The organism is Corynebacterium vitaeruminis DSM 20294 (assembly GCF_000550805.1).
In the GTDB taxonomy this organism is placed as follows: Bacteria; Actinomycetota; Actinomycetes; order Mycobacteriales; family Mycobacteriaceae; genus Corynebacterium; species Corynebacterium vitaeruminis.
The window spans coordinates 77,072-103,973 of sequence record NZ_CP004353.1 but is presented as its reverse complement, the minus strand read 5'-3'; the positions used below and the strand labels follow the sequence as shown (position 1 = coordinate 103,973).

Here is a 26,902-nt window from a genome sequence, read left to right as displayed (position 1 = left end):
CCTTGGCCGTCGGCAAGCAATGCCTGAAGGAGATGGGTAGACATGAAAGGTATGAGCAATCCTAGTTCGCGCCCGCTGCCGCTGTCCGCCCGTGTGCCCGCGAGCGGGATCTTCGAGGACGACTGGCGCGCCCGCCCCGACCGCGAGCACCCCTTCCCCGTCGTGCTGCTGCACGGCACGGGCGTGACCAAGTCCGACTGGCGCCGGCTCGGCCCGATGCTGCGCGCGGCGGGCTTCGCCACCTTCGCCCCCGACTTCGGCGACCGCTCGACGGCGCCCGTAGCTGAGTCCGCCAGCCAGGTCGCCGCCTACATCGAGGTGGTGCTTCACGTCACGGGGGCGCGCAAGGTGATCCTCGTCGGGCATTCGCAGGGTGGCATCGTCGCACGTTATTGGATGCATCGCCTCGGCGGGCGCGACAAGGTTCACCAGCTCGTCTGCCTCGCCGTCCCCAACCACGGCACCGCGCGCGGCGGTCGGCTCAGTGTCCTGGGTCGCACGCCGCACGGCTCCGGCGTGATCGACGACATCATCGCCAACTGGTTCGGCCCCTCCGGCTTCGAGATGCTCACCGACAGCCCGCTCATCGAGGATCTCAACCTGCACGGCGACTGCCTGCCGGGCGTGCACTACTCCTGCATCGCCAGTCGCTCGGACGCGATCATCACCCCCGCCGAGTCGTGTTTCCTCGAGGGCCCGCTCTCGCACAACTTCTACGTCCAGGACGACAACCGCTTCCTCGTCGTCCGCCACGAGAACATGCCCTTCGATTTCCGCGTGTGCGAGATGGTCGTGCGCGAGATCATCGCCTGCTCGCCGGAACCGGTCGCCGCGCCCGAGCCTTCCACGCCTGCGCCCGCCTCCCGCCTGCCGGTCAAGATCAAGCTTCCCCGCAACGCACGCTACGCCCGTGCGCTCCTTCGGCGTCGGCTCGGCGACTAGGTGCTTTTTGCTTGTCGACGCCCACCCCTCGGACTTCGCACCCCACGCAGGGTACGCGGCTTCCGGGTGGAAAGTAGGGGTTCGGTGCCGTAGGCGTCGGCAAGCCAAGGCAAAGCGGATGGATTCTATAGACCATTCTGTCTGTACTTAATAGACCGTAGTACTTGAATTCTCGTACTATCTGGGTGTTTAATGTGAATGTTGCTTGGACAGACCACATTTCTGAAAGGATTCAGGAATGAAACGATCTGTCTATTTTTGGAAACATCAACTAAAGGAGCTTGCATGTCCGCACCCACAAAGTCCCGGCTGCCCGGCTGGCTGACCGGCTTCGGCGCCCAGGTCATTACGGGCCTTATCGTCGGGCTCATCCTAGGGCTCATCGCCCGAAGCCTCGACGCGGGGCTTGGCGACCAGACCAGCTGGCTGACCAACGTGCTCACCTGGGTGGGCTCGACCTACGTCCAGCTGCTCAAGGTGATGATCCCGCCGCTGATCCTCACCGCCGTTATTACTTCCGTGGCGAACCTCCGCAAGGTGGCCAACGCCGCCCGCCTCGCCGTGAGCACGATCGCATGGTTTGCGATCACCGCGTTCTTCTCCGTGGTCACCGGCATCGTCGTGGGCCTCGTCCTGCGTCCCGGCGAGAACACCAGCATCGACCCCTCCAGCGCCGCCGAGCCCACGACGACCGGCTCTTGGCTGGGATTTATCGACTCCATCGTGCCTTCGAACTTCCTCGGGCTGTCTGCCAGCACCTCGCGCTCCGGCGACATCTCGCTCGGCTTCAATGTCCTGCAGCTGCTGGTCATCTCCTTCGCCTTCGGCATCGCGGCTGTTAAGAGCGGCAAGGCGGCCGAGCCGTTCATTACCTTCGCCGAGTCCCTTTTGAAGATCGTCCAGGTGATCCTGTGGTGGATCATTAGGCTCGCCCCGATCGGCACCGCCGCACTCATCGGCAAGGCCGTGTCCACCTACGGCTGGGAAGCGCTCGGCAGCCTGGGCAAGTTCGTACTCGCCATCTACGTGGGGCTCGCCATCGTCCTCGGCGTCATCTACCCCGTCGTGCTGCTCGCGCACAAGATTCCGGTCGCCGGGTTCTACAAGCGCGTATGGCCGGTGACCTCCCTCGGCTTCGTCACCCGCTCTTCCATCGGCGTCATGCCAGTCAACGAGCGCGTCACCGAGTCGATGGGCGTGCCGCGCGAATACGCTTCCTTCGCGATCCCGCTGGGCTCGACGACCAAGATGGACGGCTGCGCCGCCGTCTACCCCGCCGTCGCCGCCATCTTCGTGGCCCAGTTCTACGGCGTGCACCTAAGCCTCACGCACTACCTGCTCATCATCTTCGTCTCCGTCATCGGTTCCGCTGCCACCGCGGGCACCACCGGCGCGACGGTCATGCTCACCCTGACCCTGTCCACCCTGGGCCTGCCCCTGGCCGGCGTCGGCCTGCTGCTGGCGATCGAGCCGATCGTCGACATGGGCCGCACCGCGGTCAACGTCACCGGACAGTCGCTGTCGGCCCTGGTCGTCGCAAAGCGCGCTGGCATCTGGGACGAGAACGTCTGGAACGAGGGCGAGCACGCCGAGACCCTCGAGCGCACGCCCGCCGCCGCACTCGCCTAGACACCGCACGCACCTGTCGCCCCACGCACACCCCGCCCCCGCGCGGGGTGTGCCTATGCTCGAGGTCATGAACCCCCAGTACCCCGCGGACTCGCTCGCCGCACAGCTAACCGACGACCACGCCGCCATCGACGCGCCCTTCCACGCCGTCGCCCGCGGCGAGACGTTCCCCGAAGCACTCGACAACCTCTCGAGCGCCGTCCACGATCTGCGCAGCCATATCTACATGGAGGAAGAGCATCTCTTCCCGCCGCTTCGGGAAGCGGGCATGATGATGCCGGTCATGGTCATGATCCGCGAGCACGCCCAGATGTGGCCGCTGCTCGACCGCATCGATCAGGCCATCGCCGCACCCAGCCACGACGAGCTGCCCACACTGTGCCAGCAGGTCGCGGGGTTGCTCAAGGACCACAACGAGAAAGAGGAGCAGATCCTCTACTCCCAGGCCGACGCCACCGTTCCCGCGGGCGCTGCCGCCATCATCGAGTCCATCCTCGACACCCACGTGCTGCCCCAGGGGTGGGTCTGCCAAGGGCTGCACTAGCGGACTGCACTAGCGGACCGCACAAGCGAGATGCACTAACGAGTTGCACTAACAAGCGTCACTAGCCCGCAACCACATAGCTACTGGTAGGACACGAAGGACGGCCGCGGATCAACGCTGTCGTAGGTCTGCTCCGGGGTGAACATCGGAGTGTCCTCGTCGATGAAGTTCTTCCACCCCATCGCGTAGTCCGGCGAGAGCCCCTCGCGCATCTTGGCCCACGTGTAGAACTTGTCCTCGGCCGTGCCGTGGCCGTCGGCGTGCAAGACGAACGCGAGCTCCGGGTGCGCGGTGTTGATCGCCTCGCGGTCTTGGATCATTTGCGTCTGGAACTGGTGGAGCATGAGCACCTTCTGCGGCAGGCGATTCTCGCGCACGAACCCGGAAAGCCAGTCGGCAACCTCGTTGACCTGCGCCGCCGTGGTATTGCCGACCCGTTGCATCGGCGCCTCGTCGGGGCCGATCTGCCACTCGGGGTCGAGCGCCAGCCCCACGCCCGGCAGCCTCAGGAGGTCCTGGTACAGCTGCGCCTGCTCCAAGAAGCTCGCGCGCCCGGGCTGCAGGTCGAGCACCGCGTAGCCGCCCGCCTGGGTGATCGCCTCCACGTAGGGCCGCAGCTCCTCCACGTCCGACTCGGTCGAGTAATTCCCGTCGGGTCCCGGATCGCTTGACGCCACCGTCGCGATCACCTCGAAGGCGGGCACGACCGGCTGCGACTCCATCGGCTGGTACTGCGCCGCCAGCTCTTTTACCCGCTCGACCGACTCGGCTGGCGGCTGCTCCCCCAGCGCGCCGAGCGCCGCCCCCGACGGGTGCCCGTAGAGCGCGACCATCCGCCTGCCGGGGAACAGGAGCTCGCCGCCGCCGGGAACCTGCCCGTAGCTGCCCAGCTGCACGAGGTCGGCGAAACGCTCGCTCGTGCCGAAGTCACTTCCCAGCCCCACGACCTGCTTTCCGCTGGTCAGGGCACTGCTTGCGCGCGGGTCCCCCACGGGCAGCTCCTCGATCTGCGCGCCCGCGGCTCGCGCGGTGGCCACCTGCGTCGGGTCGCTCGCGGCCGTCGCCAGCACCACCGGCCCGTCGCTGTCCGGCGCCGCCGGGTCGAGCGCCGCGATCGCCGCAACGAGGTCGTCCGGGGCATCCTCCTTGGCCTCGCCAGAAAGCTTTTCGACGTCACCAAAGGCGCCCGGCGCCTCGCCCACGAACAGCGGAAGCCCCTCCTTGACCGCCTTCTGCGCGCCCTCCCACACGCGCTCCTGCGAGGCCACGACCGCCTTCCCGCCGTCGGGGAAGTAGTCCTGCCACGGCTGCGCCATGACCGTGTTCGCCGCCCCGCGAAACGCCACCGCCGCCACGTTCGACGACGTCTGGCTCGAGCACCCCGACACCATGAGGACGGACAGAACGGACAAAATAACAGCCAATGAGCTGGCTAAACGCACCCAATCACCCTTTTGCGCGTGGTTGACAGGCCGGCGAACCGGCACACGGTATGCCCCCAGCCTAGCCAACCCCACAAACCCCATGCCCCTCTAGACCCGTTGCGAAGCAGCGTGGTTCCGCACTTGCTTGTCGACGCCTACGGTTTCAACTCACACGCTCGAAAACAGTCCTCAGCCAATAGTCGAAGATCTCATCAATTCAAAGGGTGGGTGTCGCGCTTGCGTATTAATTTGAGCCTATGGCCAACAAATCATTTGAGCAGCAGATCGCAGTATTTGGTGAGTCTGGAAGCGGCAAGACGGTTCTGCTTTCTTCCCTTTATGGCTCATTGGTGGATGCAGCACGAGAAAAACAAGAGATTTTTAGCTTCCAAGCAGCCGATCAAGACCTCGGCATTGTGCTACGACAAAACTATCTGCAGATGGTCAGGGAGAACAAAGTTCCTCTTCCGACCGCCTTTAAGTCCACTCAACACGTATTCGCTATCACACCAACCGACAAATCTCTTGGAGGGAAAAGACCTACTAGAACCCTAGAACTTACATGGCACGATTACCCTGGCGAATGGTTTGGAAAAGATTCATTGGGAGAATCTGAAGAGAAAGAAAGAATCAAAACCTTCAAGAGCCTTTTGGGCGCTGACGTCGCCTTGTTCTTAATCGACGCGGCACGATTGAAAGAATTCCCCGGAGAAGAAGAATATTTGAATGCGGTTTTCAACCACTTTCGAAACTCACTTTCGAATATGAAAGATCGGATCCTCGATGACGGGAAAAAGCTAGAACAGTTCCCTCGTTTGTGGATAATCGCGCTCACAAAAGCAGATCTGCTCCCAGAGATGACGGTTGGCGACTTCCAAGATCTTGTCATTCAAAAATCAGCAGCGGAACTAAACGAACTGCGGGAAGTCCTAAGTAGCTTCATAGTCAGCGATGACGCCCTCTCCATCGACGACTATGTGCTCTTGTCCTCTGCCAAATTCGCATCTGGGAAGATCGATCCACGAAATCAAAAGGGAATCGATATTCTTCTGCCTCTCGCGACCCTATTGCCCGTTGAGCGATTCTTAAAATGGAACAAGTTGAAACTACTCCCCATGCGGCTGCTCAGTAAGAAATTTGCACAGCTCGTGATGCCGTTCATGCAACAGAAACTGCCTAAGCTGGTGAAGAAGCTACCGCTTCACAAGAATCAGAAAATAATAAATGGAGCCGTTGCTCTCATTCCTACAATCGCCGAAATGGCTCTAGACGACCTCTTAGAGTTGAAGAGCGAAGCTCTCGAAGAACATGAATTCTATGTTGCGCTGATGGCAGATTTCATGACCAAACTCAAGGTTGCCGAAAGTGAACACGTTTTTGCAGAGGGCCAACTTTGAGCATCATTTGGGCAACCCGCGGACGCGACTGGGGGTTCAAGTTTCTGGAAGATGGCGGAATTCCAGACCCGCTCCCTGCATACCTCCAGGCGTTTGACGGGCAAGAAACGAAGCGGGAATTCTGCAACGTGGGCACCTCGGTTACCGCACTGCGGTTCGAGGATCCCCTAGGCCGCCAGGACCGGTCGGGTCGGACCATCATCCACGATTTCCTCCTCACCGACGAGATGGCGCAGGGTGTCCGTTCGGTGGAAGACGGGGTTCAGGTTATCTGGCCCCTTGTCGAAGAGAAATATGCCAAGGTGTGGGATCACCCCGAGGATTCGCACGAGTAGGTGCAGATCAGGGGGGTGGGTGGTCTCCCGCGGCGCTACCATCATTAACACCCCCACCCGCGAACTAGGAGCCCCATGCCGCACCCTCACCACCAGGCAGTCGTCGCCCGCCGCTTCGGCGCCCCGCCCGAGGTCCTGCGGCTAGAGGATCTCCCCACGCCCGAGCTTGGTCCGGGCGAGGCGCGGGTGCGCATGATCGCCTCCCCGATCAATCCCTCGGACCTCATCCCGGTCACCGGGGCGTACGCCTCGCGCACGGACCTTCCCTTCGTGCCGGGTTTCGAGGGCGTCGGCGTGGTCGAAAAGGTCCACGAGGCCGCCGACCAGGCGCTGCTGGGCAGGCGGGTGCTCCCGGTGGGGTTCGCGGGCGGCTGGCAGCAACAAAAGGTCACCCCGCTCGAGTGGCTCATCCCCGTGCCCGATGGCCTCAGCGACGAGCAGGCGGCGACGGCGTACATCAACCCGCTCACCGCGATCCGGATGGTGGAGGCCCACGCGAATCCCGCTACGAAGCGCGCGGTCGTCGACGCGGCGGGCTCGGCGATTGCGCCGATCATCGCGCACCTGCTCAAGGCGCGCGGGATCGAGGTGATCGGCCTCGTGCGCACGGCACGGCGCCTCGACACTTCCCTCTTCGACCAAGTCCTGCCCACCTGCCACCCCGACTGGGAGCGCGCCTTGGGAAGCGTGGACGTGGCGTTCGACTGCGTGGGCGGGGATCTCGGGACCCGGTTGGGTCGCCTACTTTCACCCGGCGGCGCGCTCGTCCACTACGGCCTGCTGTCCGGCGCGCCGCTGGATCCGACGCTGTGGGAGGAGCGTCCCGACATCACCGTGGACCTGTTTCGGTTGCGCGGCTGGGTGCATGGCGTCGATAAGCAATCGCTTCACGACGCCTTCGCCACCGCCTTCGGGCTCATCAGGGAGGACGCAATCCGCACGAACGTGCAGGCCAGCTTCCCGCTGGGCGAGTTCGCGCGCGCCATCGAACTGGCCACGGCGTTCGGTTCAAATGGCAAGGTGCTTTTGCAGCCATAACTATCTGCGGACGCTACAATTAGGCCCCATGCGCCACCACTTCAGCCGCAAGCTCTTTGCCTCCAGCTCGCCGTTTTCCCACCTCGTCATGGAAGGCGGCTTCGGGTTTACCGCGGGCATCATCGGCCAGGACCCCGTGACCGGCCACGTCATGGGTGGTGCGGTCGGCGCGCAGTGCGAACAGATGCTCCGCAACCTAAAGACGCTGCTTGCCGAGCACGGCCGCGGTCTCGGCAACGTCGTGCGCACCACCGTCTACCTCACCGATTACGCCGACTTCGAGGCGATCAACGAGGTCTACGCGCGCTTCTTCGACGCGCCGTTCCCCGCCCGCACCACGCTCCAGGTCGCGGGCCTCCCCCTCGGCGCGCGCGTGCAGATCGACGCCGTCGTCGCCATGTAGTCGCTTATCGACGCCTTTCGGCACCGCGCCGAAAGTATTTCGCCCAACCTCTTGCGGATTTACAGACCTGTAAGTTAACCTTGCGGCATGTACTCAGCAAGCGGAGAACTCATCCTCGCCGAGGCCACCCGGCTGTTTTATGCCGAGGGCATCGGCGCGGTCGGCGTCGACCGCGTCAGCGCAGAGTCCGGGGTGTCCAAGCCCACGCTCTACGCGCAGTTCGGGAACAAGGACAAGCTTGCGGCTGCGGTGCTTCAGCGTCGGAAAGCGACAAGGCAAAAGGAACTGCGGGAGTTCATTGACGAGCTCCCCGCGGACACCGACAGCCGCGTGCTGGCACTGTTCGACCGGTTCGCGCGTAACCACACCCGGCCCGGCTTCCGCGGGTGCCCGTTTACCATCGCCGCCGCGGAGCTGCCCGACCCCGAGCACCCGGCGCGCGTGCCGATCGCTGAGTACAAGGCGTGGATCCGCGGATTCCTCGCCGAGCTGGCGCGTGCCGACGGCATCGCCGCCACCGACGCCGAAGCAGAGCGGCTGGGAGAGCAATTCTCCCTGCTTATCGACGGCGCCAACGCCCAGGTCATCACCCTAGGTGACAAGAAGGCTATGGCCCGCGCCCGGGACATCGCAGCAGGCATCATCGCCGCGCACTCCACCACCTAGATAAAGGAGCACGACAATGAAAGACACGCTTACCCCAGGACTGACCCACACCATGACCTACCAGGTCACGCCTGAGCGCACGGTACCGAACCTCCTGCCCGAAAACCCCGACTTCACCGCCATGCCCGAGGTATTCGCCACCGGCTACATGGTCGGCGTCATCGAGGCCGCCTGCATGGAGGCGATCCGCCCGCACCTCGACGAGGACGAGATCTCCCTCGGCACCCACGTCAATGTGTCGCACGTAGCCCCGACAGTTCCGGGCTCCACCGTCACCATCGACGTAACCCTCGAGGCGATCGAGCGCCGCGCGCTCACCTTCAGCATCACCGCCCGCGACGAGTACGCCGTGATCAGCACCGGCACCCACCAGCGCGGCGTGGTCAACCGCGAGCGCTTCGTGGGCCGGCTTCCGCAGTAGTCTTCTTTGGGCGATCCGACGCGGATCGCCTCGCCTCCCTCCAACATCCGAGCACCTGTGCCTCTTCCCCACGCAAACCTGCAGGTGGTCGCATCTGCTAACCCACGTATGCGCGGGTTCTGGGGTCCAAAAATGCCCGCGAGTCAAACAAACGCATTTTTGACACGCCGGCGTTTGCAAAATCGCAGGAGACCACGCTTGCAGGCTGTCAAGAAAGCGCTTGTTTGCGAGGCGGGGCAGTAAAGCCGGGCTGAGAGCGCCTATCGGAACGGTACCTCGCCGATCGTGCGCCGCAGCTTCCTCGTGCGCAGCTTCTCTGGGTTCGAGGCGAGCTTCTCCACCGCGCGGACCGCGCACATGACGTGCGCCTCCTTGGAGTTGGCGTAGAAGGTCTGCGCCGCGGCGGGCAACTTCGGCACCGCGTGCAGCGGCAGGTCGGATACGCTCAGCAGCGTGCCGTACGGGATGCGGTAGCGGTAGCCGTTGGCCGCGAGCGTCGCGGACTCCATGTCGCAGGCCGCAGCCGTGGAGCCGCGCAGCAGCTCCCACAGCTTCTTCGGCGTGTGCCACTCCCAGTTGCGGTCGTCGGTGGATAGGACCGTGCCGGTGCGCATGAGCTGCATGTCCTCGCCGTAGATCTTGCGCACGGACTTCTCTAGGGCCTTTTGGACCTCGGGCACCGCGGGTATGGGCAGGTCGAGGGGGATGTGGTGGTCGAGGAGGTTGTCGTCACGCTGGTAGGCGTTGCCCAGGATGAGGTCGCCGATGCGCATGCGGCCATCGAGGCCCGCGCAGTGGCCGATCATCACCCAGGCCTCAGGGCGCAGGACGGCGAGGCAGTCGGTGATCGTCTTCGCGTTGGAGGGGCCGACGCCGATGTTGATCATGGTGATACCCATGTGATCGTCGGCGATGAGGTCGAGCCTAGGCATCTGGTGGCCGGTCTGCAGGCTAAGCGAGTCGGGGTCGACCTTCTCGGCGTCCGCGCGTTTGATGCGCTGGCCGTCGGAAAGCATGAGGCAGTGATAGCGAGACCCCTCGCGCGTGAGCTCAGCCAGCGCGAAGCGCAGAAACTCGCGGGTGTGCATGGCGTAGTTGGTGAACAGGATGTAGCGCTGGACGTGGTCGGCGTTGATGCCCGTGTAGTGGGCGATGCGGGCGCAGGCGATGTCGAAGCGCTGCGGGGTGAAGTGGAACAGGGGCTTCTCGGGGCCGTGGAAGGCGTCCCAGTCGCCGTCGATAATGGCGTCGTCGACGTCGTCGAGGGTGGGGCGGGGCACGAAGTCGCCGGTATCTCCCGCCCGGCGCGCCTCGGAGAGCCCCTCGATGCCGTCGATATACTCCGGAGGGATGCGCACCTCGGAGGGCGCGACCGAGATCTCGCAGTCGTAGTTGCTGGTCAGGCGCTCGAGCTGGCTAGTAAGGTACGCCGCCATCAGCTGCGGGCGGGAGAGAACCGCGGAATAGACGCCTTCCTCGTCGACGTAGCCGTAGGACTGGGTGCGGTCGATCGGGTGCCAGCTTTTCACCTCGACGGTGAGCTTGGGGTAGACGACCTGCGAGTAGAGGGCGTAGTCGCCCGACTCGAACACCTCGTGGGCTCGCTTCGTGGAGGATTCGTAGATGTCGATCAGCGCGCCGACCGCTTCGGCGACAGACAGTCCCTGCATTGCTCTTCCTTTGCGGCTCTTCTGTGGGTGCGGCCGTCCCTCGGCCGCCTAAGCTCTTTATTTCTCCTTGAGCCTAGTAGCAAAGCGGGGTTCCGGCAGGGCGAGCAGGGAGCGGGCTACATCTCGACGGAGCGCAGGTACTCCCCCATGTACGGCATCGCAAACCGCACGTGCCCGTAGCTCGAGGGGGTCACGAGGTCACGCTCGATGAGGTTGCGCCGCCACACGGAGATGCCATTGGGCTTGCGACCCATCTCCGCGGCGATGCGCGCGACCGGAATCTCGGGACCGTGCTCGGCCTCTAGGCGTGCCATCGTGCGCAGGAACTCCATCTCGCCGTCCGGGACCGCCTTGAGCGCGATTTTGTGCACCTGAATGCCCATGAGCTGCTTCACGTCCTCGGCGATCGCCAGCACGTGCGCCTCCTTGATGGAGGTGTCGCCCGCCATCACGGACCTCGCCCACGCCAGGGAACCCACCAGCTGGAGGAGGAAGGGGTAGCCCTGGACTAGGTCCACGGCGAGGAGCAGCGCGCCTTCCTCGAACTCCCTGCCGGAGGCCGCCGCGGTCTTCGTCAGGGCCTCGGCGACGTCGGTGTCGCTGAGCCCACCCAGCTCGAGGCGCTGGGCGCGCCGCATGAACGTCGTACCCGGGTGCTCGAGGAGCGCCTCGACCCCAAAGGTTAGCCCGGCGGTGGCGAAGGCGATATCGAAGTTGTCGCGCACGAGGTCCTGGATCGCCGTGGCGAGCTGGGCGAGGTCCTCGATCCGGGCGGCCTGCAGCTCGTCGAGGGTGATCAAGACGCCGACCCCGTGCACCTGCGCGATCTCCGCGAGCCTACGCAGCTCGCCCAGCAGCGTCGGCGCGGGGTCATGGTCCTCGACCTGGGTGGTCACCGATCCCAGGCTGGAGATGCCGATCCCCGTGACGGTCCGCTTCCTCGGCGGCTCGGACTGGTCGAGGTCGTAGTAGGCCTGCGGGAGCGTGGAGTCGCGCAGCCTGGAGATCATCTCGGCGTCCGGGTAGGCGCGCACGACCACCCAGCCCTGCTCGCGGGCCTGGCGCTCGAACTCGTTGAGCAGGACGGTCTTGCCCACGCCGCGCGAGCCGCTGACAAGAAGCGCGCGCTGCATGCTGCCGACGCCGCCGAGAAGCCCGTACATGAAGGTGCTGAGCTCCACCTGGCGGCCGCCGAGCTCGAAGGGCGAGACGCCGAAGCCCGGCCGGAAGGGGTTGGTGATCATGGGTTTCCTACTCTCGCGCTCGGTTCCGCGGTTTCACACATTCTAGAGGTTTTAGACTTTTTAGATCTTTTAGATCCTTTAGATCGTAGTCCCCATTTTAGATGTTTTAGATCTTCCACGCAGCGTGCCTAGGGAACTGCCGGCGAGACAAGACCCCGCGCCCTACAACCGCAGCGACAGCGCCTCCAGTGCGGGCCGCAGCTGCGTGCGCCACACGACATCCACGCGCTCGTCGGCACGCCCGGGCCCGCCGTTGATCACCGCGACCTCCTTGCCCTGCTTCTGCGCGTCGATGACGATGCGCAGCCCGCTCATCACCGCCAGCGAGGAGCCCGCCACGAGCACCGACCGCGAACCCGCCAGCAGCGCCGCGGCCTTCTCCTTGCGCGCAACCGGAACCGGCTCACCGAAGTAGACCACGTCGGGCTTGAGCAGCCGCGATCCGCAGCGCAGGCAGCCGAGCAGGCGGAACCGCGCGACGTCCTCCTCGCCCAGCGTGACGTCGCCGTCAGGGTTGACCATCGACGCCTCCACCCGGATCGACTCGAGGTAGCCGGGGTTCGCGGCCTCGAGCCGGGCGTCGAAGGAGCGGCGCGGCTCGTGGAATCCACAACTCAGGCACACCACGGTGGACAGGTCGCCGTGGAGGGCGACCACGTTGCGCGAGCCCGCGGCCTGGTGCAGGCCGTCGACGTTTTGGGTCACCACGCCGCTGACCAGCCCCTTTCCCTCCCATAAGGCAAACAGCTCGTGCACCCGGTTAGGGCGCGCGGAGTCCATGTGCCGCCAGCCCACGAAGCTGCGCGCCCAGTAGCGGTGCAGCGCCGCCGGGTCGTAGCGAAACTCCTGGTACGTCATCGGCCGGTGCCTCGACAGCGACCCGCGCGGACCGCGGTAGTCGGGGATCCCGGAGTCGGTGGACACGCCCGCACCGGTGACGACCAGCACGTCTCCCGCGCGCAGCTGCGCCGTAACGCGCTCCAGGGCCTCCTCCGGCGGGGTGGGCGCGACCTTCTCCTCTACCACGCGCGCGATCGAGCGCAGCGCGGAGGCGTGGGCAAGGGAAACGGCTGGATCTTCCATATCGCTAGCAGATTAACGCTTATCGACGCCTACGGCCAGCGACCTTCAGACGACGGGGCAGACCGCGTACACACCCCGTCGCACAGGCCGCCAGAGCGCGGCTCGCAAACGGCCCTCAGCAACTCCTATGTGAGTACCGCCCCGGGCATCTTCGGTGAGCACCTTGGCGTCGGAAAGCGCCGAAGCGAGGGCTATTGGCGAGGCACACGTGAGCGGATTCGGAAGTATCCGACCACGTGGCGCAACGCGAAGCCGTGAAAAGGCAGATGCGTCGGAGAAAAGTGCATGTTCCCCCTGCTCGTCTTCCACAGAACCGCGATAACCTTGATTGAGGTGATTTTTCACCTCGCACTCGATGCGACGTGAGTCTGTTCCAGTTGGGGAACCTCGGAAAACGGCTGCGAAAGAGTTTACGACCTCTGGGTAGGGCTGGTCCCCAACCAAGAATTAAGGCGAAGAAGGAGAACCTAGGGATGTGGATGACGGCAAACGGCGCCCCTGGACTGGTTCCTCAACAGGATCACCTAATTCCTCTGGGTGCTGCGACAAGGGTGGATGATCAAGGCCGAAAGACTCCAATCATCCACGTGGAGATGTTTTATGGACGCACAAAATAAGGAATACGCCAAGCGTTTTTGGGATGAATTGGCGATCCGTAAGCCTAGTGATCCTCCGACGAATCTGTCTGAGTTGTTGGAAGACCTTGGGATTGAAGATAGTTCTCGGTCGGTGCAGCGTGCCACTGTGGAAGAGTGGCTGAAAGATAACGAGCCGATAGGGGCCCTTGTTGTAGATCTCGAGCTTGATTTCGGGATAATTATTTAGCTATTGATGGGCTCTGACACTAATGGAGGGGCGTACCACGCGCTTATGCATCGTGTCATCGTTGACATCGCCGATGCTGATCGGTGGCGTGATTGTCGTGGTTGAGACGCAACGTAATTCTCCGTTTGCGACGACTCTGGACACGCTGGGCTTGGCCCGTGATCGGTCGTACCGTCAAGTGTTAATGGAGAAGAATAGCGCCGCCTAGTTGGCAGGTGACTTGGTTCGATGCTCGGCAGCTGCACTCAAAACCCCTAGCCAGGGAGCTTTTCCGGAATGAGGAGAAGGCGAAAGCCACCCCAGCGGCAGAAAAGAGGCTGCAGGAGACCGACGGCGCTGAAAGAATTTGAGTTGGAAAAACTCGCCAACCAGCTCGGGGCCGAGCAAGGTAAGTGACACCCCCCTTGGCTATGCCGGTCAGTGTTTGCGGTCTTGAGGCCGTAGGCGTCGACAAGCAGCAAAAACCCGGCACACGAGGTGCCGGGTCAATGCCAATGAACCAGAAACAATGGGTAGAAACTACCTGCGGCCGAGGTACACGCTGTCCACGGTGCCGTGCCGGGAGCACGTGGCCTCCCAGCCATCGGGGCGCACCTGAACCACCATGCGGCGGCCACACAGCTGGCAGAAGCGGGGGGCCTCGAAGCCAGCGCGCGCGGAGGGGGAAAGCCTAATCTCTTCCCCCGAGGCGATCTCCTGCCCCGTGTTGGGGTGGTAGATCGGGGGCTCACCAGCCAAGATGACTGTGAGCAGCTCTTGGGAGTCGGTCTTCATTAGACGCTCGCGTTCAGGGCCTTGATGGGTAGGCGGAGCTTGCCAAGCATGTCGAGGTCCTGCTCCATCGGGCGGCCCAGGGTGGTCAGGTAGTTGCCCACGATGACGGCGTTGATGCCGCCGAGCAGGCCCTGCTCAGTGCCGAGGTCACCGAGGGTGAGCTCGCGGCCGCCGGCGAAGCGCAGGATGGTCTTCGGCAGGGCGAGGCGGAAGGCGCCGATGGCGCGCAGGGCGTCGGAGGTCTCCATGACCTCGCGGTCGGCGAACGGGGTGCCCGGGCGCGGGTCGAGGAAGTTCATCGGGACCTCGGTCGGGTTGAGCGCCGCGAGGTCGGTGGCGAACTCGGCGCGCTGCTCGAGGGTCTCGCCCATGCCGAGGATGCCGCCGGAGCAGACCTCCATGCCGGCCTCGCCGACCATGCGCAGGGTGTCGCGGCGCGACTCCCAGGAGTGGGTGGTCACGACGTTCGGGAAGTAGGAGCGGGCGGTCTCCAGGTTGTGGTTGTAGCGGTGCACGCCCGCGGCCTTGAGGCGGTCGACCTGCTCCTGGGTGAGGATGCCGATGGAGGCCGCGACCTCGATGTCGACCTCGCTCTTGATGGCGGCGACGGCCTCCTCCAGCTGGCTCATGAGGCGCTCGTCCGGACCCTTGACCGCAGCGACGATGCAGAACTCGGTCGCGCCGGACTTCTGGGTCTGCTTCGCGGCCTCGACGAGGCCCGCGATGTCAAGCCACGCGGAGCGAACCGGGGACTCGAACAGGCCGGACTGGGAGCAGAAGTGGCAGTCCTCGGGGCAGCCGCCGGTCTTGAGAGAGATGATGCCCTCGACCTCGACCTCCTCGCCGCACCACTTGAGGCGGACCTCGTGGGCCAGCTCGAGCAGGGCCGGGATCTGGTCGTCATCCAGGGTCAGGACCTCCAGAACCTCGTCCTTGTCCAGGCCGATGCCCTGCTCCAGAACCTTGACGCGGGCGCGATCCAGAATGTCGCTCATGTACTGTCTCCTCGAAAACCTTAGGCTGTGCGCTACGGGGTTGTGCGCTACGGCGACCCGTCTAATTGATCACCGTTCAAAAATCCTATCCCCAAAATTGAACGACGTTTAGTAATTACACGAATTTATGCCCCCCTCTTTTACCCCCAACGCACCTAGAGTGGGTCTCATGACGCTGTACGACGACACCCTCACCCTTCTCAAGGAGCTCATCTCCAACGCCTGCGTGAACGACTTCACCCCGGGCTCCGGCCAGGAGGTCCGCAACGCGGACACGCTCGAGCGCTTCTTCGGCGGGCTGCCCGCCGGGCGCGTCTCGATCCAGCGGCTCGAGCCCGAACCCGGGCGCACGAGCATCATCGTCACCGTCCCCGGCACCGACGAGGGCGCGGAGCCACTCACCCTGCTCGGTCACACCGACGTCGTCCCAGTAGACGAGTCCAAGTGGACCAAGCCCGCCTTCGACGCCGTAGTCGCGGACGGCAAGCTCTACGGCCGCGGCGCCGTCGACATGCTGTTCATCACCGCGACGATGGCCGCCGTCACCCGCGAGGTCGCCCGCCGCGGCGGCAACAAGGGCACCCTGTACTTCGTGGGCGTGGCCGACGAGGAGTCCCGCGGCACGCTCGGCGCCAAGTGGCTATCCGAGAACCACAGCGACGCGTTCAGCTGGAAGAACTGCCTGTCCGAGACCGGCGGCTCGCACATCCCCGGCGCGGACGGCTCCGACTCCGTCATCGTCTACGTCGGCGAGAAGGGTGCCGCGCAGCGCCGCCTGCACGTCCACGGGGACGCCGGCCACGGCTCCGCTCCCTACGCCAAGGACTCCGCGATCGTGAAGATCGCCGAGGTCGCGCGCCGCATCGCAGGCATCACCCCGGAGGTCAGCCACAGCGACATCTGGGGCGGGTTTGTCAAGGCGTTCCGCTTCGACCCGGTAACGCAGGCATCGCTTATCGACGGCGGCGACCCCGCCCCCCTGGGCGAGCTCGCCGCGTTTGCCGACGCGGTCAGCCATCTCACGATCTCCCAGACGGTCTTAAGGGCTGGCCAGGCGATCAACGTGCTGCCCAGCCACGCGTGGCTGGAGATGGACATCCGCACCCTGCCCGGCCAGGACGACGCCTACGTCGATCGCCTGCTCACCCAGGCGCTCGGCGACCTCGCCCCCGAGGTGGAGATCGAGCCGCTCATCTGCGAGGAGGCCACGCTCTCTCCCACCAACCACCCGCTCTACCAGGCGCTTTCCGACACCCTGCGCGACTTCTTCCCCGACGCCGACGTCGTGCCGATGATCGCCCCTGGCGGCTCCGACCTGCGCTTCGCCCGCCGCCTCGGCGGGGTGGGCTACGGCTTCGCGGTTCACGCCCGCGAGCGCACCCTGGGCCACGCCCACGGCCAGCTCCACTCCCACGACGAGTACCTCTACCTGGAGGACCTGAAGCTCACCGTCGCGGGTTACGAGGCCGTCATCGAACGCTTCCTCTATTAATACGGAACTTGCGCCGCCGTCACAGGCTTCTCCCACGGCGGTGCCAGCAGGCGGCCGCATAGTTAGAAGCATGTTCAGCACGCACCGTTTCTCCGCACGCACCCGCAACGCAGGCGTTGCGACCATGATCTTCGCCGCCACTCTCGCCGTCACCGTCCCGCAGGCGGAGGCCGTCGAGACCTCCACCGACGCCGCTGCTTCCGTCGTGACCGTCACGACCACGAGCGCGCCGGTGCTCGCGCCGAGCCGCAAGGACATCGAGCACTCCGTCGCCTAGGCGATCCCCGGACTAGGCTAAGAGCATGCGCCCTGCCTACTCCGTCGCCACCGTCCGCGCCGCCGAAGCGGCCCTTATGCAGCACCAATGCCACGAGGACGAGCTCATGCGGCTCGCCGCCCGCGGGGTCGCCACCACCGCCAAGGTGATGCTCGACGCCCACGGCCGCAAGCGGCTGCTCGTGCTCGCGGGCCCCGGCGGCAACGGCGGCGACGGGCTCTACGCCGCCGCCTTCCTGCGCGACTGGGGCTACGAGGCCGACGCCGTGCTGGTGACCACCGCCTGCCACGAGCCCGCCCGCGCGGCCGCCGAGGAGTCCGGGGCGACGATCTGGCAGGCAGCCGACTTCGACGTCGATAGCGCGCAGCACTACAACGTCATCGTCGACGCCATCGCGGGGCTGGCCTCGGCCCGTCCCATCGATAAGTTCACCCAGGACGTTCTCGCCGCCGCCGCGCTGCGCCGCCGCCCCATCCTGTCCGTGGACATGCCCACCGGGATTGACGCGGAAAGCGGTACGCCTGCGTCGGAAAGCGTAAGTGCGCAGGTGACGGTGACTTTCGGCTGGGCGCGCGCGGGGCACGCCTTCGCGCCAGAGTGCGGGCAGGTGGTCGTCTGCGACCTCCAGCTACCCGACGGGCCGGTGCCGTTTTCGATCGCGCTGGAGGAGGCAGGCGCGCCGGTCGCGCACATCGCCTACGAGCCGAGCGTGCGCTCGCCGTACCAGTGGCCGACCGCGCCGGTGCTCGACGGCGACGAGGGGCTTGTCACCGCGCCGAAGCCGGTGGGCTGCACTGGCCCGATCGTCGACCCCACGCCGGGGATCCACTCGAACAAATACACCGGCGGCGTCGCGACTATCTGCGCAGGTAGCGCGCGGTACGTCGGCGCGGGCATCCTCGCCACGGCGGGCGCGGTGGGGGCGTCGCCGGCGATGGTGCAGGTCGTCGGCCAGCCGGAGATCGTCCACCACTTCCCCGAGGCCGTGCGCTTCGACAGCGTCGATCAAGCCCGCCGCACGCAGACGTGGGTCATCGGGCCCGGCCGCGGCACCGACGAGCACGCCAAGCTCGAGCTGATCAACGTGCTCAGCCGCCGCGAGCCCGTCGTCATCGACGCCGACGCGCTGCGCATCATCGCGGGCGACACCGGCGTGCAAAAGCTCGTGCGCGAGCACCCGTTTGCCGTGCTCACGCCCCACTTCGGCGAGTTTTCCTCGCTTTACGACGCCATGGTGGGCAGCCTCGATCCCACCCGCGGCCGCGGCACCCTCCTGCGCGAGCTCGCCGACGCCCTCGACTGCTTTGTCATGCTCAAGGGCCGCATCACCCACGTCACCGGCCCCGGCTTCCCGGTCTACGGCGTCGACGCGGGCCACTCCTTCTCAGCGACCCCCGGCTCCGGCGACGTGCTGGCGGGGGTCCTCGGCGCGGTGCTGGCCCAGCAGTTCTTCCTCGACGGCGCGGACACGCTCACGCCTGGGGACGCCGAGCTGGCGATCATGGAGATCCTGCACGCCAACTCGCTGCACATCCACGCCGCCGCCATCGCGGCGGAGACGCCCGAGGGCTACGGGGTGGCCACGGCGTCGAAGATCGCCGCCGCGCTTCCCCAGGCCGTGGCGCGCCTCAACGCGATGGCGCGCTAGGCGCGCGTGCCAGGCTTGCCCCAAAATCCGCGCGCCTGCGGGGTAGCACATCTGACCACCTGGGCGTTTGCGGGCTCACACCCCCTGATGCGCAGCGAAAGGCACGACGGCTGCCCCTCATCGAACCCACAATTAGATGCTCCAGCTGGCTTGGGCGCTCGGACGCTCGAACACCTTCTTGCCATCGTGCACCGACAAAAGCACCGGCGCGGACTGCTGTAGTATTTCCCTTTCGCTTCCAGCATCAAAGACCACGAGGTTTGCTCGCTTACCGACGCCAAGGCCGTAGTCGTCGATCCCGAGTGTCTTGGCCGGGTTTGTGGTGACGAAGTCTAGGCATCGGTCGAAATAGGCTGGGGTGAGCATGTGCCCGACATGCAGACCAGTGTCAACAATGCGCACAAGGTCGCCGTTGCCCATGGGGTACCAAGGATCGGAAATCGAGTCTTGGCAAAAGGCCACATTAAGTCCGAAATCAACAAGCTGTTTCACTGGGGCCACCCCACGCGGAACGGGATACGAGAGTCCCCGCCCTTGAAGATGCAGGTTTTCGTTGGGGCAGATGGAGAAATTCAGTTCGGCCGCATTCATCTTGGGCAACAAGCGCGCCATGAACCCAGACGTGTAATAACTCATTGCCACGGCGTGGCTGACGTTCGCAAGTCCGAACATAGTGCGAGCGCTCGTTTCAGCAGCCATTACTTCAACGAATCGGGATTGTTCATCGTCGATCTCGTCGCAGTGGATGTCTACTCGAACGCCGTACTTCTCCGCGAGATCGAACGCATGCTTGACCGAGCGAACCCCGTCCTCGCGAGTCGGCTCGAGGTGCGGAATGGCACCCACGACATCAGCCCCCTCTTGGAGCGCCTTTTCGACCAACGTCGATCCATCAGGATAGGCGTACATGCCATTCTGAGGAAAGGCGACTATCTGGATCTCACACCACGGAGCGATTTCCTTCTTAACCTCAAGCAAGGCCCCCAGTGCCACAAGTTCGGGATCAGTTACATCGACATGGGTACGAATAAAGCCGACTCCATGGCTGACAGCGCTTCGCGCAGCCGCGACTGCCTTGGACTTGATTTCCTCTGGACTATTGAGACCCTGTTCTTTCCGCTCACGCCAGATTTCAATGGCCTCGAACAGCGTTCCTGACGCATTGTCACGAGGAACCCCGGCGGTGTTCGCGTAATCAAGATGGATATGAGACTCCACAAGCTGCGGCGCTACGTACCTACCCTCCGCGTCGTAGACCTCGCCAAACTCAGATGATTCGATGAACTCAGGGTCAGAGGAATGAACCCACGCGATGCGCCCCTCATCCACCAAGATGTCCACAAGCTTCTCTTCACCGCGAATGGTGGCATTTCGAATCAGCATGACACTCCTAATCATCACCCCTTTTAGGGGGTATTTCAGCCTATTAAAGCGTTGCGCGCTTTTTATCTATAGCGCGACAGAAAAAACGTAGCACACGCTCGGGAAAATACCTATCGAGCTATCGGAAGAGGCTATTTTTATTCATCTACCTGCAGTCTCTATCAAACTATAGAAATTGACCGAGGGAAAACTCGGTAGTTAATCTCCAATCATGAAGCATGCGCTGCTCCTGATTTCTTAACGTTCTTTCGATCCAAGAGGTGGTTCATCATGGCGATCATCCACAAAGCCCCCGCTGCACAAGCACCAGTGCTGCCAACTTTCGCTCCCGATTCTCCGCAGCAAACTAAGCACGAATTGCGCTCGGCCGTGAAGGCGAGTTTCATCGGTACGTTCATTGAGTGGTTCGACTACGCAGCCTACGTTTACATGTCTGCTGTCGTCGCCTCAGTTTTCTTCCCGAATCTAGCGGGTCGAACTGCACTCATTTTCACGTTTGGCCTGTTCGCACTCTCCTTTCTCGTGCGCCCGATCGGGGCCGTAGTCTGGGGTCACATCGGTGACCGATTCGGACGGATTCGTACGCTTTCCACCTCCATCGTTCTCATGAGTGGCGCAACATTTTGCATCGGTTTGCTCCCCGGTCACGCGACCATTGGGGCGGCGGCTCCACTCCTTCTCCTAGCCTGCCGTATGGTGCAAGGTTTCTCGGCTGCGGGCGAATACGCTGGGGCCTCAACGCACTTGGCCGAGGTAGCACCAACGGGGAAGCGGGGTTTGTTCGGAGCGGTTGTGCCTTCCGCGACCGCGTCGGGACTGTTGCTAGGTTCGCTCATTGCCGCCATGCTCACCGGGTTGCTTGATGACAGCGCGCTGCACAGCTGGGGTTGGAGGGTACCATTCCTTCTCGCCGCGCCCCTGGGAATTTACGGTCTCATGATTCGACGTAGCGCAAGTGAATCAGCACAGTTTTCCGCGTCGGAGACGCCCAAGAAGGCACCAATCGTTGAGGTATTTCGTTACCCACGGGCACTCGTCGTTGCATTTGCAGGTGCAGTCCTCAATGCAATCGGCTTCTACGTTATTTTGACGTACCTGCCCACCTATCTCTCAGAAGAACTGGGCATGAACTCCACCTCGGCCTTCATCTCCTCCTCGATCGCCTCGGCGTTTTACGTCATGTATTCCCTCATGACTGGCCACTTGTCGGACCGGCTCGGACGTCGAACCACGATGCTCGCGGCCGCCGCCGCCATGCTCATTGGGATTGTTCCGGCCTTTATTCTCTTGGACACCTCCGGATTCCTCGTGATCGTCACGGTGCAGGTGTGCCTAGGCGGCATCCTCGCGCTCAATGATGGAGTGCTTCCTTCTTTCCTGTCCGAACAGTTCCCCACCAGCACGCGACTCACTGGATTTGCGCTGACCTTCAACTGCGCGAACGCGATTTTCGGCGGCACCGCACCAATGATCGCTACGTGGCTTATCGGTGCTACGGGCTCGGTACTCGCACCTGCCTACTACCTCGCCGCCGCCGCAGTGGTGACCGGAATTGCCGTGGCCTTTGCAGCCAAGACCAACGAACTCGCAGATGAAAGGGACTAAGCCTTGGCCGCTCACAACGCACACGAAATGACCTGGGAGGAACTCCGGGATTCGATTGAGAAGGTCGCTATCCTCCCCGTCGGATCCTTAGAGCAGCATGGTCCGCACTTGCCGCTGGGGACTGACACCATCATCGGCGTGGGCATCGCTCAGGCTGTTGCGGAAGAAATCGATGCGGTAGTGTTTCCGCCCGTCGCTTACGGCTATCGTTCCAATCCATTTAGCGGTGGTGGTCCGCTGTTCCCTGGGACAGTCGACCTCACCGCGGTGACAGTGATGGACCTAATCAAGGACATTTTGGGTGAGATCATTGCTGATGGCTTCACCAAGGTTCTCATCGTGAATTCCCACTTCGAGAATCAATTCCCCATTCAAGAAGCAATGATCCTTGTCGATGAAAAGTTCAATCATTCCGCGACGATCATCCAGACCAATTGGTGGGATCCACTCGAACCAGCTCTCATCGACGAGGTGTTTTCCGAAGACGTCTTTCCCGGCTGGGCACTGGAACACGGCGCAGTGACCGAAACCTCGCTCATGATGTATCTTGCACCAGACGCTGTCCGCGAAGATCGCATCCCTGAAATCGCCCCCTTCACGCCCCCTGCATACATACGGGTTCCGAATAGGAAATCAGATATTCCCGCCGAGGGGTCTCTGGCCAATGCCGCGCATTCCTCGGCGCAGAAGGGAAAACTAATCGCCGAATCCGCGTGCCAAGGCATCCTGAAGATCTGCGCGGCCGAGTTTTCCTGATCACACCCCGATTCCGCGCATCTGCGAGGTAGCACATCTAACCACCTGGGCGTTTGTGGGCGCGCAACCCACAGATGCGCGGCGAAAGGTACAGCGCGCCTACTTACTCGCCATCCCCACGATGTAGTGGCACTGCGCGAGGTGCTGGATCGCGTCGTCGATGATGGACACCAGCCGGACGCCGCGGGTCACGGCGGGGGTCCAGTTGGTGTCGACGACGTCGTCCAGCGAAGCGTCGGAAAGCGAAGCAACGTACGACTCGGTGGCCGCGAGCGTGGCTGCGACGTATTCGCGTAGGGCGTCGAGGCGCTCCAGCGAGTCGACCGCGACGGCGTGCGCCTGGGCGTCGGTGTGACCGTATCCCATCTCGTCGCCGAGCCCGACTCGCGCAGCGTAATCGCGCCACACCTCGGGCGCGCCGCTCAAGTGGGAGAGCTGAATGTCTAGCTCGCGACCGGTGTGCCACAGCAGCCAAACGATGGAGTTGGGGTGGCCGCCAGGGTGTGCGTTGGCGGTGGTGAGATCGAGCGTCGGTAGCTGATCAAGCTGGAATCGCGGGCGGGTCGCGAGGTCCTCTAATACCTTCATGTCTCGAGCCTACGCCTGCTTTTCGCCAAACGGCACGGGCAAACACGCACGCTCGAAGCAGGCAAGTTCCGCCTAGTCCACCTCGAAATACAGGTGCGCGTGCAGCGAGCAGCCGGGGTTGAACGGGTGCCCGCACCCAGGGCACTGCGGCCGCGCCGAGTACTGCGCGTAGGTCATCTCGTGCCCGCACACACCACACATCGCGGCCAGCTCCCCCAGCGGCATGCGCCCGAACGGGTGGTCGGCTAGCTCGTCGTGGCAGCGGTAGCAGGCCCACCACGTCCCGCAGGTCGCGCACCTGTTGGCCACCACGTCCCGCTGCGAGTTGTAGTGGCTACATCGCCCTTGCTTGTCGACGGCTACGCCGCGCACCGCGTGCACTTAGAGCACCCGCAGGGCGTCGATAAGCGCTGCAACGTCGGCGTCTTCGGTCGACCATGACGTGCAGACCCGGACCACGTCGGTGCCGCCGGGGCCAGCCTCGATGAACTGGACGACGAAGCGCTCGGCGAGCCTTTCGTGCTGCTTCCTGGTGAGCACCAGGAACTGCTGGTTGGTGGGGCTGTCGATGTAGCGCGCGATGCCTGCTGCCTCCGCGGCGCGGGCGATGCGGAGCGCCTGCTGGCTGGCCTTCGCGGTGATCCGCAGGTAGAGGTCGTCGGTGAACAGCGCGTCGAACTGCGCGCTGATCAGCCAACCCTTGGCGAGCATGCCGAGGTTCTGCTTGATGCTGCTGCGGAAGTGCGGCGCAAGCGTCTTGTCGGGGAAGACGACGGCCTCGCCGAACAGGGCACCGCACTTGGTGCCGCCGATCGAGAACGCGTCCGCGAGGCGCGCGAGGTCGGGCAGGAAGACGTCGTTGCCCTCGGAGCCGAGCGCGTAGCCTAGGCGCGCGCCGTCGATGAAGAGGTACAGGCCCCGGGTGCGGCAGATGGCGGCGATGGCCTCGAGCTCCGCGAGGTCGTAGCGGGTGCCGTACTCGGTGGGCTGGGAGATGTACACCATCCGCGGGGTGACCATGTGCTCGAGGGTGCCGGAGTTCTCGTACTCGTCGACAATCGCCTCGATCTGCGCGGCGGTGATCTTCCCGTCCCCGCTGGCGGCGGGGAGGACCTTGTGGCCAGTGTGCTCGGGGGCGCCGGTCTCGTGGACGTTGATATGCCCGCTCGCAGGGCTGATGACGCCCTCCCACGGTCGCAGGAGCGCGTCGATGACGGTGACGTTCGCGGGTGTGCCGCCCACCATGAAGTAGACCGCACCCTCGGGCGCGCCACACGCTTCTAGGATCTTCGCGGACGCCTTCTCCGAGATCGTATCGATTCCGTAACCGCCAAAGGCGTCGCCCTGGGTGCGGGCGATCGCCTCGATGACGGCCGGGTGGCCGGTGCGGTTGTAATCGTTGCCGAAGAAGATCTTGCCCATGCGGACTATTGTGCCACGGGCTGTTTTCTAGGCAGACGCAGCCCGCTTCTGGCGCTTCCCGAAGAAGGCGGCCAGGCACAGCCCGATGACCGTCCAGATGACGAGCACCCAGATTGAGAAGGTCATGCCCTCACCGTCGAAGAAGGCCGAGGAGCGGATCGCGGTGCCAGCCGCGCCGATCGGCATGAGCTGGCCGATGAGCCCCCACGGCTTCGGCAGCCACGCGGCACCCGTGGCCAGGCCTGACAGTGGGTTGGAGAAGAACAGCAGGATGACCGCGGCGACGCCGACACCCGCCATTCCCGCGAGGTTATAGAGGCCCTGCAGGGTCATGGAGATGGCGGCAATACCCAGCGACAGCATGAGCCCGGTGAGCCAGAAGTTGCCGCTCAGCACGTCGAAGCCGTACTGCATCGCGGCGGTGACGGCGTAGCCGCCGATGAGCGCGATGGCGAGGCCGCCGAAGATGCGCAGCAGCGGGTGCTTCTTGAACATCGTGATGAGCAGGATGGCGGAGACGTTACCGCCGAAGATGAGCGGGAGGCCGAGCGTGGCGATCGAGGATCCGGTCGGGTCCTTCTCGGTCAGCGGGGCAACCTCCTCGTACACCACGTTCTGGCCGGTGGACTGCAGCCCGGCGCCGATCTGCTTGAGCAGGGTGGCGTAGGGGGTGCCAGCCCCGGAGGCGGTGACGATGTGCACGCCGTCGGCCTCGATGGCGATCGCACCGATGGTGTCGCGGTTGTGCACGGAGTCGCTGGCCTCCTGGGCCGTGGCGTAGGTGGTCACGTCGAAGGCGCCCGGCTGCTTCTGCTCGAGCCCGCCGACGACCTGCTGCACCGCGGCGTCGGGGCCGCTGACCGCAAGCGGCAGGTCCTTTGCGCCGGAGTGCAGGGAGGGCACGAGGAACGCCATGAGCATGAGGAGCAAAACGATGGGCACGCCCACGAGCGCGCCGATGAACTTGAGGGTGTGGTGGTCGTTGGCGGTGTCGGCGAGCTGCTGCTCGACGACCGTGGTTTCGCTGGCCATGTCTGGTCCTTTCAACAAGGGGAACGGTTCGTTCCGTTTAAACGGACTATAGCGCTCCTTTTACAATTCGCGCAAGTTGTGCAACGATCAAAGCCATGAGATCCGACGCACAGGCCAACCGAGCACTCCTCATCGACACGGCCGCCCGGCTCTTCGTTCAGCACGGCGATGCGGTATCGATGCGATCCATCGCCAAAGAGGCGGGCGTGGGCATGGGGACCCTCTACAGGCACTTCCCCGACCGCGACGCGCTCATCTTCGCGATCGGAACTAACACCTTCGCCAAGGTCAGGACCCTCGCGGCGAGCGTTTCCTCGGCGGAGCAGTTCGACGAGTTTGTCGAGAAGCTGGCCGAGCTGCAACTCGGCGCACTCGTCCCCATCCTCACCCTGGTGCGGCGGGAGGGCATCCCCCAGGAAATCTGGGACGACCGGCAGCGCACCGTGAGAGAAATCGAACGGGCGGTCGCCATCGCGCGCGACGCTGGGGTCATACGCGAGGACGTCACCGCGACCCGGCTCCTTATCGGCCTGCTCATGTCCATCCGGCCCCTGCCCGACAACGTCCCGGTGGACTTTTCCGACGAGCTCGCGTGGGTCCGCAAGAACTTCATTCGCAGCCTGAAGGCTTAGCCCACCTTGGCGTCGACAAGCAATTGCCCCTAGGCCTAAAGTATCCAGTTGGTCCCTCAACCACCTTTAGGAGCAAGTCATGCCAGCAGCGACTTTCGCCGACGTCGCAGGCGCCACGCGCGTCGTCGTTTTGGGCACCTCGGGCGCGGGCAAGACCACCGCGGCGCGCAGGCTCGCGCAGGCGCTCGGCGACGGCACGGTGGCCATCGACTTCGACGACCTGCGCTGGGCGCCCGCCGAGAAGTCACCGTGGACGCAGCGCAGCGAGGAACGCGTCCGGCAGCTCGCGCGCGAGGCGGTGCGCGACCCGCGCTGGGTCATGGCCGCCGTCGACCGCTGCGTCGCCGATGACGTGCTCGCGCAGGCCGACGTGGCCATCTACCTCGACTACTCCCCGCGCGTAACCCTTCGCCGGCTCACCCGCCGCACCATCTCGCGCATGATCACCAAGGACACCTGCTGCAACGGCAACAAGGAGTCACTGCGCGGCGCGTTTGGGTCCGACTCGCTGTTTCGCTGGTGGTTTCGCACCTTCCGCGACCGCCACGAGCACGCGCTCGAGATGGAGTCCCTTAAGCAGGGCGTGCCGACGCTTCGCTTGACGGCCCCGAAGCAGTTCGAGGAGCTCATGGGTCAGGTGGGCTGAGCCCCTTGTGAGGTTGGGTCGACTTCAGTCA

28 protein-coding genes are annotated in these 26,902 nt (G+C 64.2%); 17 read left to right on the top strand and 11 right to left on the bottom strand.

Annotation, left to right across the window (positions count from 1 at the left end; genetic code table 11):
* Positions 1-51: 51 nt before the first annotated feature.
* The 3 genes from B843_RS00495 to B843_RS00485 all read left to right on the top strand — a co-directional run bounded on the left by B843_RS00495 (position 52) and on the right by B843_RS00485 (position 3,115).
* A complete protein-coding gene (locus B843_RS00495; protein ID WP_025251568.1) occupies positions 52-942 on the top strand; it encodes an esterase/lipase family protein in 891 nt (296 codons plus the stop codon).
* A gap of 285 nt (positions 943-1,227) precedes the next feature.
* Positions 1,228-2,571 carry a dicarboxylate/amino acid:cation symporter gene (locus B843_RS00490; RefSeq protein ID WP_025251567.1) on the top strand — a complete coding sequence of 448 codons (1,344 nt, stop codon included), beginning with the start codon at positions 1,228-1,230 and terminating at the stop codon, positions 2,569-2,571.
* 67 nt (positions 2,572-2,638) lie between these two features.
* Complete coding sequence (locus B843_RS00485) at positions 2,639-3,115, top strand: hemerythrin domain-containing protein (protein ID WP_038595631.1); 477 nt, start codon at positions 2,639-2,641, stop codon at positions 3,113-3,115.
* Between the two features lie 80 nt (positions 3,116-3,195).
* Here the strand turns inward: B843_RS00485 and B843_RS00480 are convergent, their stop codons facing one another.
* A complete protein-coding gene (locus B843_RS00480; protein WP_025251565.1) occupies positions 3,196-4,557 on the bottom strand; it encodes a hypothetical protein in 1,362 nt (453 codons plus the stop codon).
* Positions 4,558-4,796: 239 nt separating this feature from the next.
* Between B843_RS00480 and B843_RS00475 the strand changes: the two genes are divergently transcribed.
* The 6 genes from B843_RS00475 (at position 4,797) to B843_RS00450 (ending at position 8,799) form a co-directional block, all read left to right on the top strand.
* On the top strand, positions 4,797-5,936 hold the full coding sequence (locus B843_RS00475; protein WP_025251564.1) for a TRAFAC clade GTPase domain-containing protein: 1,140 nt from the start codon (positions 4,797-4,799) through the stop codon (positions 5,934-5,936).
* The gene (locus tag B843_RS00470) at positions 5,933-6,271 is read left to right on the top strand and encodes a hypothetical protein (RefSeq protein ID WP_025251563.1); all 339 of its coding nucleotides are present in this window, start codon (positions 5,933-5,935) and stop codon (positions 6,269-6,271) included. Before B843_RS00475 ends, B843_RS00470 begins: the two co-directional genes overlap by 4 nt.
* Positions 6,272-6,346: 75 nt before the next feature.
* Positions 6,347-7,309: a zinc-dependent alcohol dehydrogenase family protein gene (locus B843_RS00465; RefSeq protein ID WP_025251562.1), complete on the top strand. Its 963-nt coding sequence runs from the start codon at positions 6,347-6,349 to the stop codon at positions 7,307-7,309.
* A gap of 28 nt (positions 7,310-7,337) precedes the next feature.
* On the top strand, positions 7,338-7,712 hold the full coding sequence (locus tag B843_RS00460) for a Rid family detoxifying hydrolase (protein WP_025251561.1): 375 nt from the start codon (positions 7,338-7,340) through the stop codon (positions 7,710-7,712).
* A gap of 87 nt (positions 7,713-7,799) precedes the next feature.
* Positions 7,800-8,378 carry a TetR/AcrR family transcriptional regulator gene (locus B843_RS00455; RefSeq protein ID WP_025251560.1) on the top strand — a complete coding sequence of 193 codons (579 nt, stop codon included), beginning with the start codon at positions 7,800-7,802 and terminating at the stop codon, positions 8,376-8,378.
* Positions 8,379-8,394: 16 nt separating this feature from the next.
* A complete protein-coding gene (locus B843_RS00450; RefSeq protein WP_038595089.1) occupies positions 8,395-8,799 on the top strand; it encodes a thioesterase family protein in 405 nt (134 codons plus the stop codon).
* A gap of 260 nt (positions 8,800-9,059) precedes the next feature.
* Here the strand turns inward: B843_RS00450 and amn are convergent, their stop codons facing one another.
* The 3 genes from amn to B843_RS00435 form a co-directional block, all read right to left on the bottom strand.
* Complete coding sequence (gene amn, locus B843_RS00445) at positions 9,060-10,469, bottom strand: AMP nucleosidase (RefSeq protein ID WP_025251559.1); 1,410 nt, start codon at positions 10,467-10,469, stop codon at positions 9,060-9,062.
* Between the two features lie 116 nt (positions 10,470-10,585).
* Positions 10,586-11,713 carry an ATP-binding protein gene (locus tag B843_RS00440; protein WP_025251558.1) on the bottom strand — a complete coding sequence of 376 codons (1,128 nt, stop codon included), beginning with the start codon at positions 11,711-11,713 and terminating at the stop codon, positions 10,586-10,588.
* Positions 11,714-11,875: 162 nt separating this feature from the next.
* Complete coding sequence (locus B843_RS00435) at positions 11,876-12,796, bottom strand: Sir2 family NAD-dependent protein deacetylase (protein ID WP_025251557.1); 921 nt, start codon at positions 12,794-12,796, stop codon at positions 11,876-11,878.
* Positions 12,797-13,396: 600 nt separating this feature from the next.
* On the opposite strand from B843_RS00435, the gene B843_RS00430 reads away from it, so the two are divergent.
* Complete coding sequence (locus B843_RS00430; protein WP_025251556.1) at positions 13,397-13,621, top strand: hypothetical protein; 225 nt, start codon at positions 13,397-13,399, stop codon at positions 13,619-13,621.
* A 519-nt stretch (positions 13,622-14,140) separates the two neighbouring features.
* Here the strand turns inward: B843_RS00430 and bsaP are convergent.
* Both bsaP and bioB read right to left on the bottom strand, forming a co-directional pair.
* A complete protein-coding gene (gene bsaP, locus B843_RS00425; protein WP_025251555.1) occupies positions 14,141-14,395 on the bottom strand; it encodes a biotin synthase auxiliary protein BsaP in 255 nt (84 codons plus the stop codon).
* Positions 14,395-15,390 (bottom strand): biotin synthase BioB, encoded by a 996-nt coding sequence (bioB, locus tag B843_RS00420; protein ID WP_025251554.1) that lies wholly within the window; start codon positions 15,388-15,390, stop codon positions 14,395-14,397. Before bioB ends, bsaP begins: the two co-directional genes overlap by 1 nt.
* A gap of 169 nt (positions 15,391-15,559) precedes the next feature.
* Between bioB and B843_RS00415 the strand changes: the two genes are divergently transcribed.
* From B843_RS00415 to B843_RS00405, 3 genes are all read left to right on the top strand, one after another.
* Positions 15,560-16,882, top strand: a complete 1,323-nt coding sequence (locus B843_RS00415) for a M20/M25/M40 family metallo-hydrolase (RefSeq protein WP_025251553.1) — start codon at positions 15,560-15,562, stop codon at positions 16,880-16,882.
* A gap of 70 nt (positions 16,883-16,952) precedes the next feature.
* Positions 16,953-17,159: a hypothetical protein gene (locus tag B843_RS00410; protein ID WP_025251552.1), complete on the top strand. Its 207-nt coding sequence runs from the start codon at positions 16,953-16,955 to the stop codon at positions 17,157-17,159.
* 25 nt (positions 17,160-17,184) lie between these two features.
* Positions 17,185-18,807, top strand: a complete 1,623-nt coding sequence (locus B843_RS00405) for a bifunctional ADP-dependent NAD(P)H-hydrate dehydratase/NAD(P)H-hydrate epimerase (protein ID WP_025251551.1) — start codon at positions 17,185-17,187, stop codon at positions 18,805-18,807.
* 132 nt (positions 18,808-18,939) lie between these two features.
* On the opposite strand, the gene B843_RS00400 is transcribed toward B843_RS00405, so the two are convergent.
* Positions 18,940-20,190: an amidohydrolase family protein gene (locus tag B843_RS00400; protein WP_025251550.1), complete on the bottom strand. Its 1,251-nt coding sequence runs from the start codon at positions 20,188-20,190 to the stop codon at positions 18,940-18,942.
* A gap of 270 nt (positions 20,191-20,460) precedes the next feature.
* Here B843_RS00400 and B843_RS00395 point away from each other — a divergent pair, with 270 nt between their 5' ends.
* Together B843_RS00395 and B843_RS00390 are read left to right on the top strand one after the other, a co-directional pair.
* Complete coding sequence (locus tag B843_RS00395) at positions 20,461-21,795, top strand: MFS transporter (RefSeq protein ID WP_081751446.1); 1,335 nt, start codon at positions 20,461-20,463, stop codon at positions 21,793-21,795.
* Between the two features lie 3 nt (positions 21,796-21,798).
* Positions 21,799-22,551 (top strand): creatininase, encoded by a 753-nt coding sequence (locus B843_RS00390; RefSeq protein ID WP_231493959.1) that lies wholly within the window; start codon positions 21,799-21,801, stop codon positions 22,549-22,551.
* Between the two features lie 99 nt (positions 22,552-22,650).
* On the opposite strand, the gene B843_RS00385 is transcribed toward B843_RS00390, so the two are convergent.
* The 4 genes from B843_RS00385 to B843_RS00370 form a co-directional block, all read right to left on the bottom strand.
* The gene (locus tag B843_RS00385) at positions 22,651-23,139 is read right to left on the bottom strand and encodes a DinB family protein (protein WP_025251547.1); all 489 of its coding nucleotides are present in this window, start codon (positions 23,137-23,139) and stop codon (positions 22,651-22,653) included.
* Positions 23,140-23,211: 72 nt separating this feature from the next.
* The gene (locus B843_RS00380) at positions 23,212-23,520 is read right to left on the bottom strand and encodes a CHY zinc finger protein (RefSeq protein ID WP_025251546.1); all 309 of its coding nucleotides are present in this window, start codon (positions 23,518-23,520) and stop codon (positions 23,212-23,214) included.
* The gene (locus B843_RS00375) at positions 23,521-24,561 is read right to left on the bottom strand and encodes a threonine aldolase family protein (protein WP_034648641.1); all 1,041 of its coding nucleotides are present in this window, start codon (positions 24,559-24,561) and stop codon (positions 23,521-23,523) included.
* A gap of 27 nt (positions 24,562-24,588) precedes the next feature.
* Complete coding sequence (locus B843_RS00370) at positions 24,589-25,593, bottom strand: membrane protein (RefSeq protein WP_025251544.1); 1,005 nt, start codon at positions 25,591-25,593, stop codon at positions 24,589-24,591.
* A gap of 95 nt (positions 25,594-25,688) precedes the next feature.
* Between B843_RS00370 and B843_RS00365 the strand changes: the two genes are divergently transcribed.
* A complete protein-coding gene (locus B843_RS00365; protein WP_025251543.1) occupies positions 25,689-26,225 on the top strand; it encodes a TetR/AcrR family transcriptional regulator in 537 nt (178 codons plus the stop codon).
* 79 nt (positions 26,226-26,304) lie between these two features.
* Entirely contained in the window at positions 26,305-26,871 is a 567-nt protein-coding gene (locus tag B843_RS00360; protein WP_025251542.1) for an AAA family ATPase, read from the top strand.
* Positions 26,872-26,902: the final 31 nt, after the last annotated feature.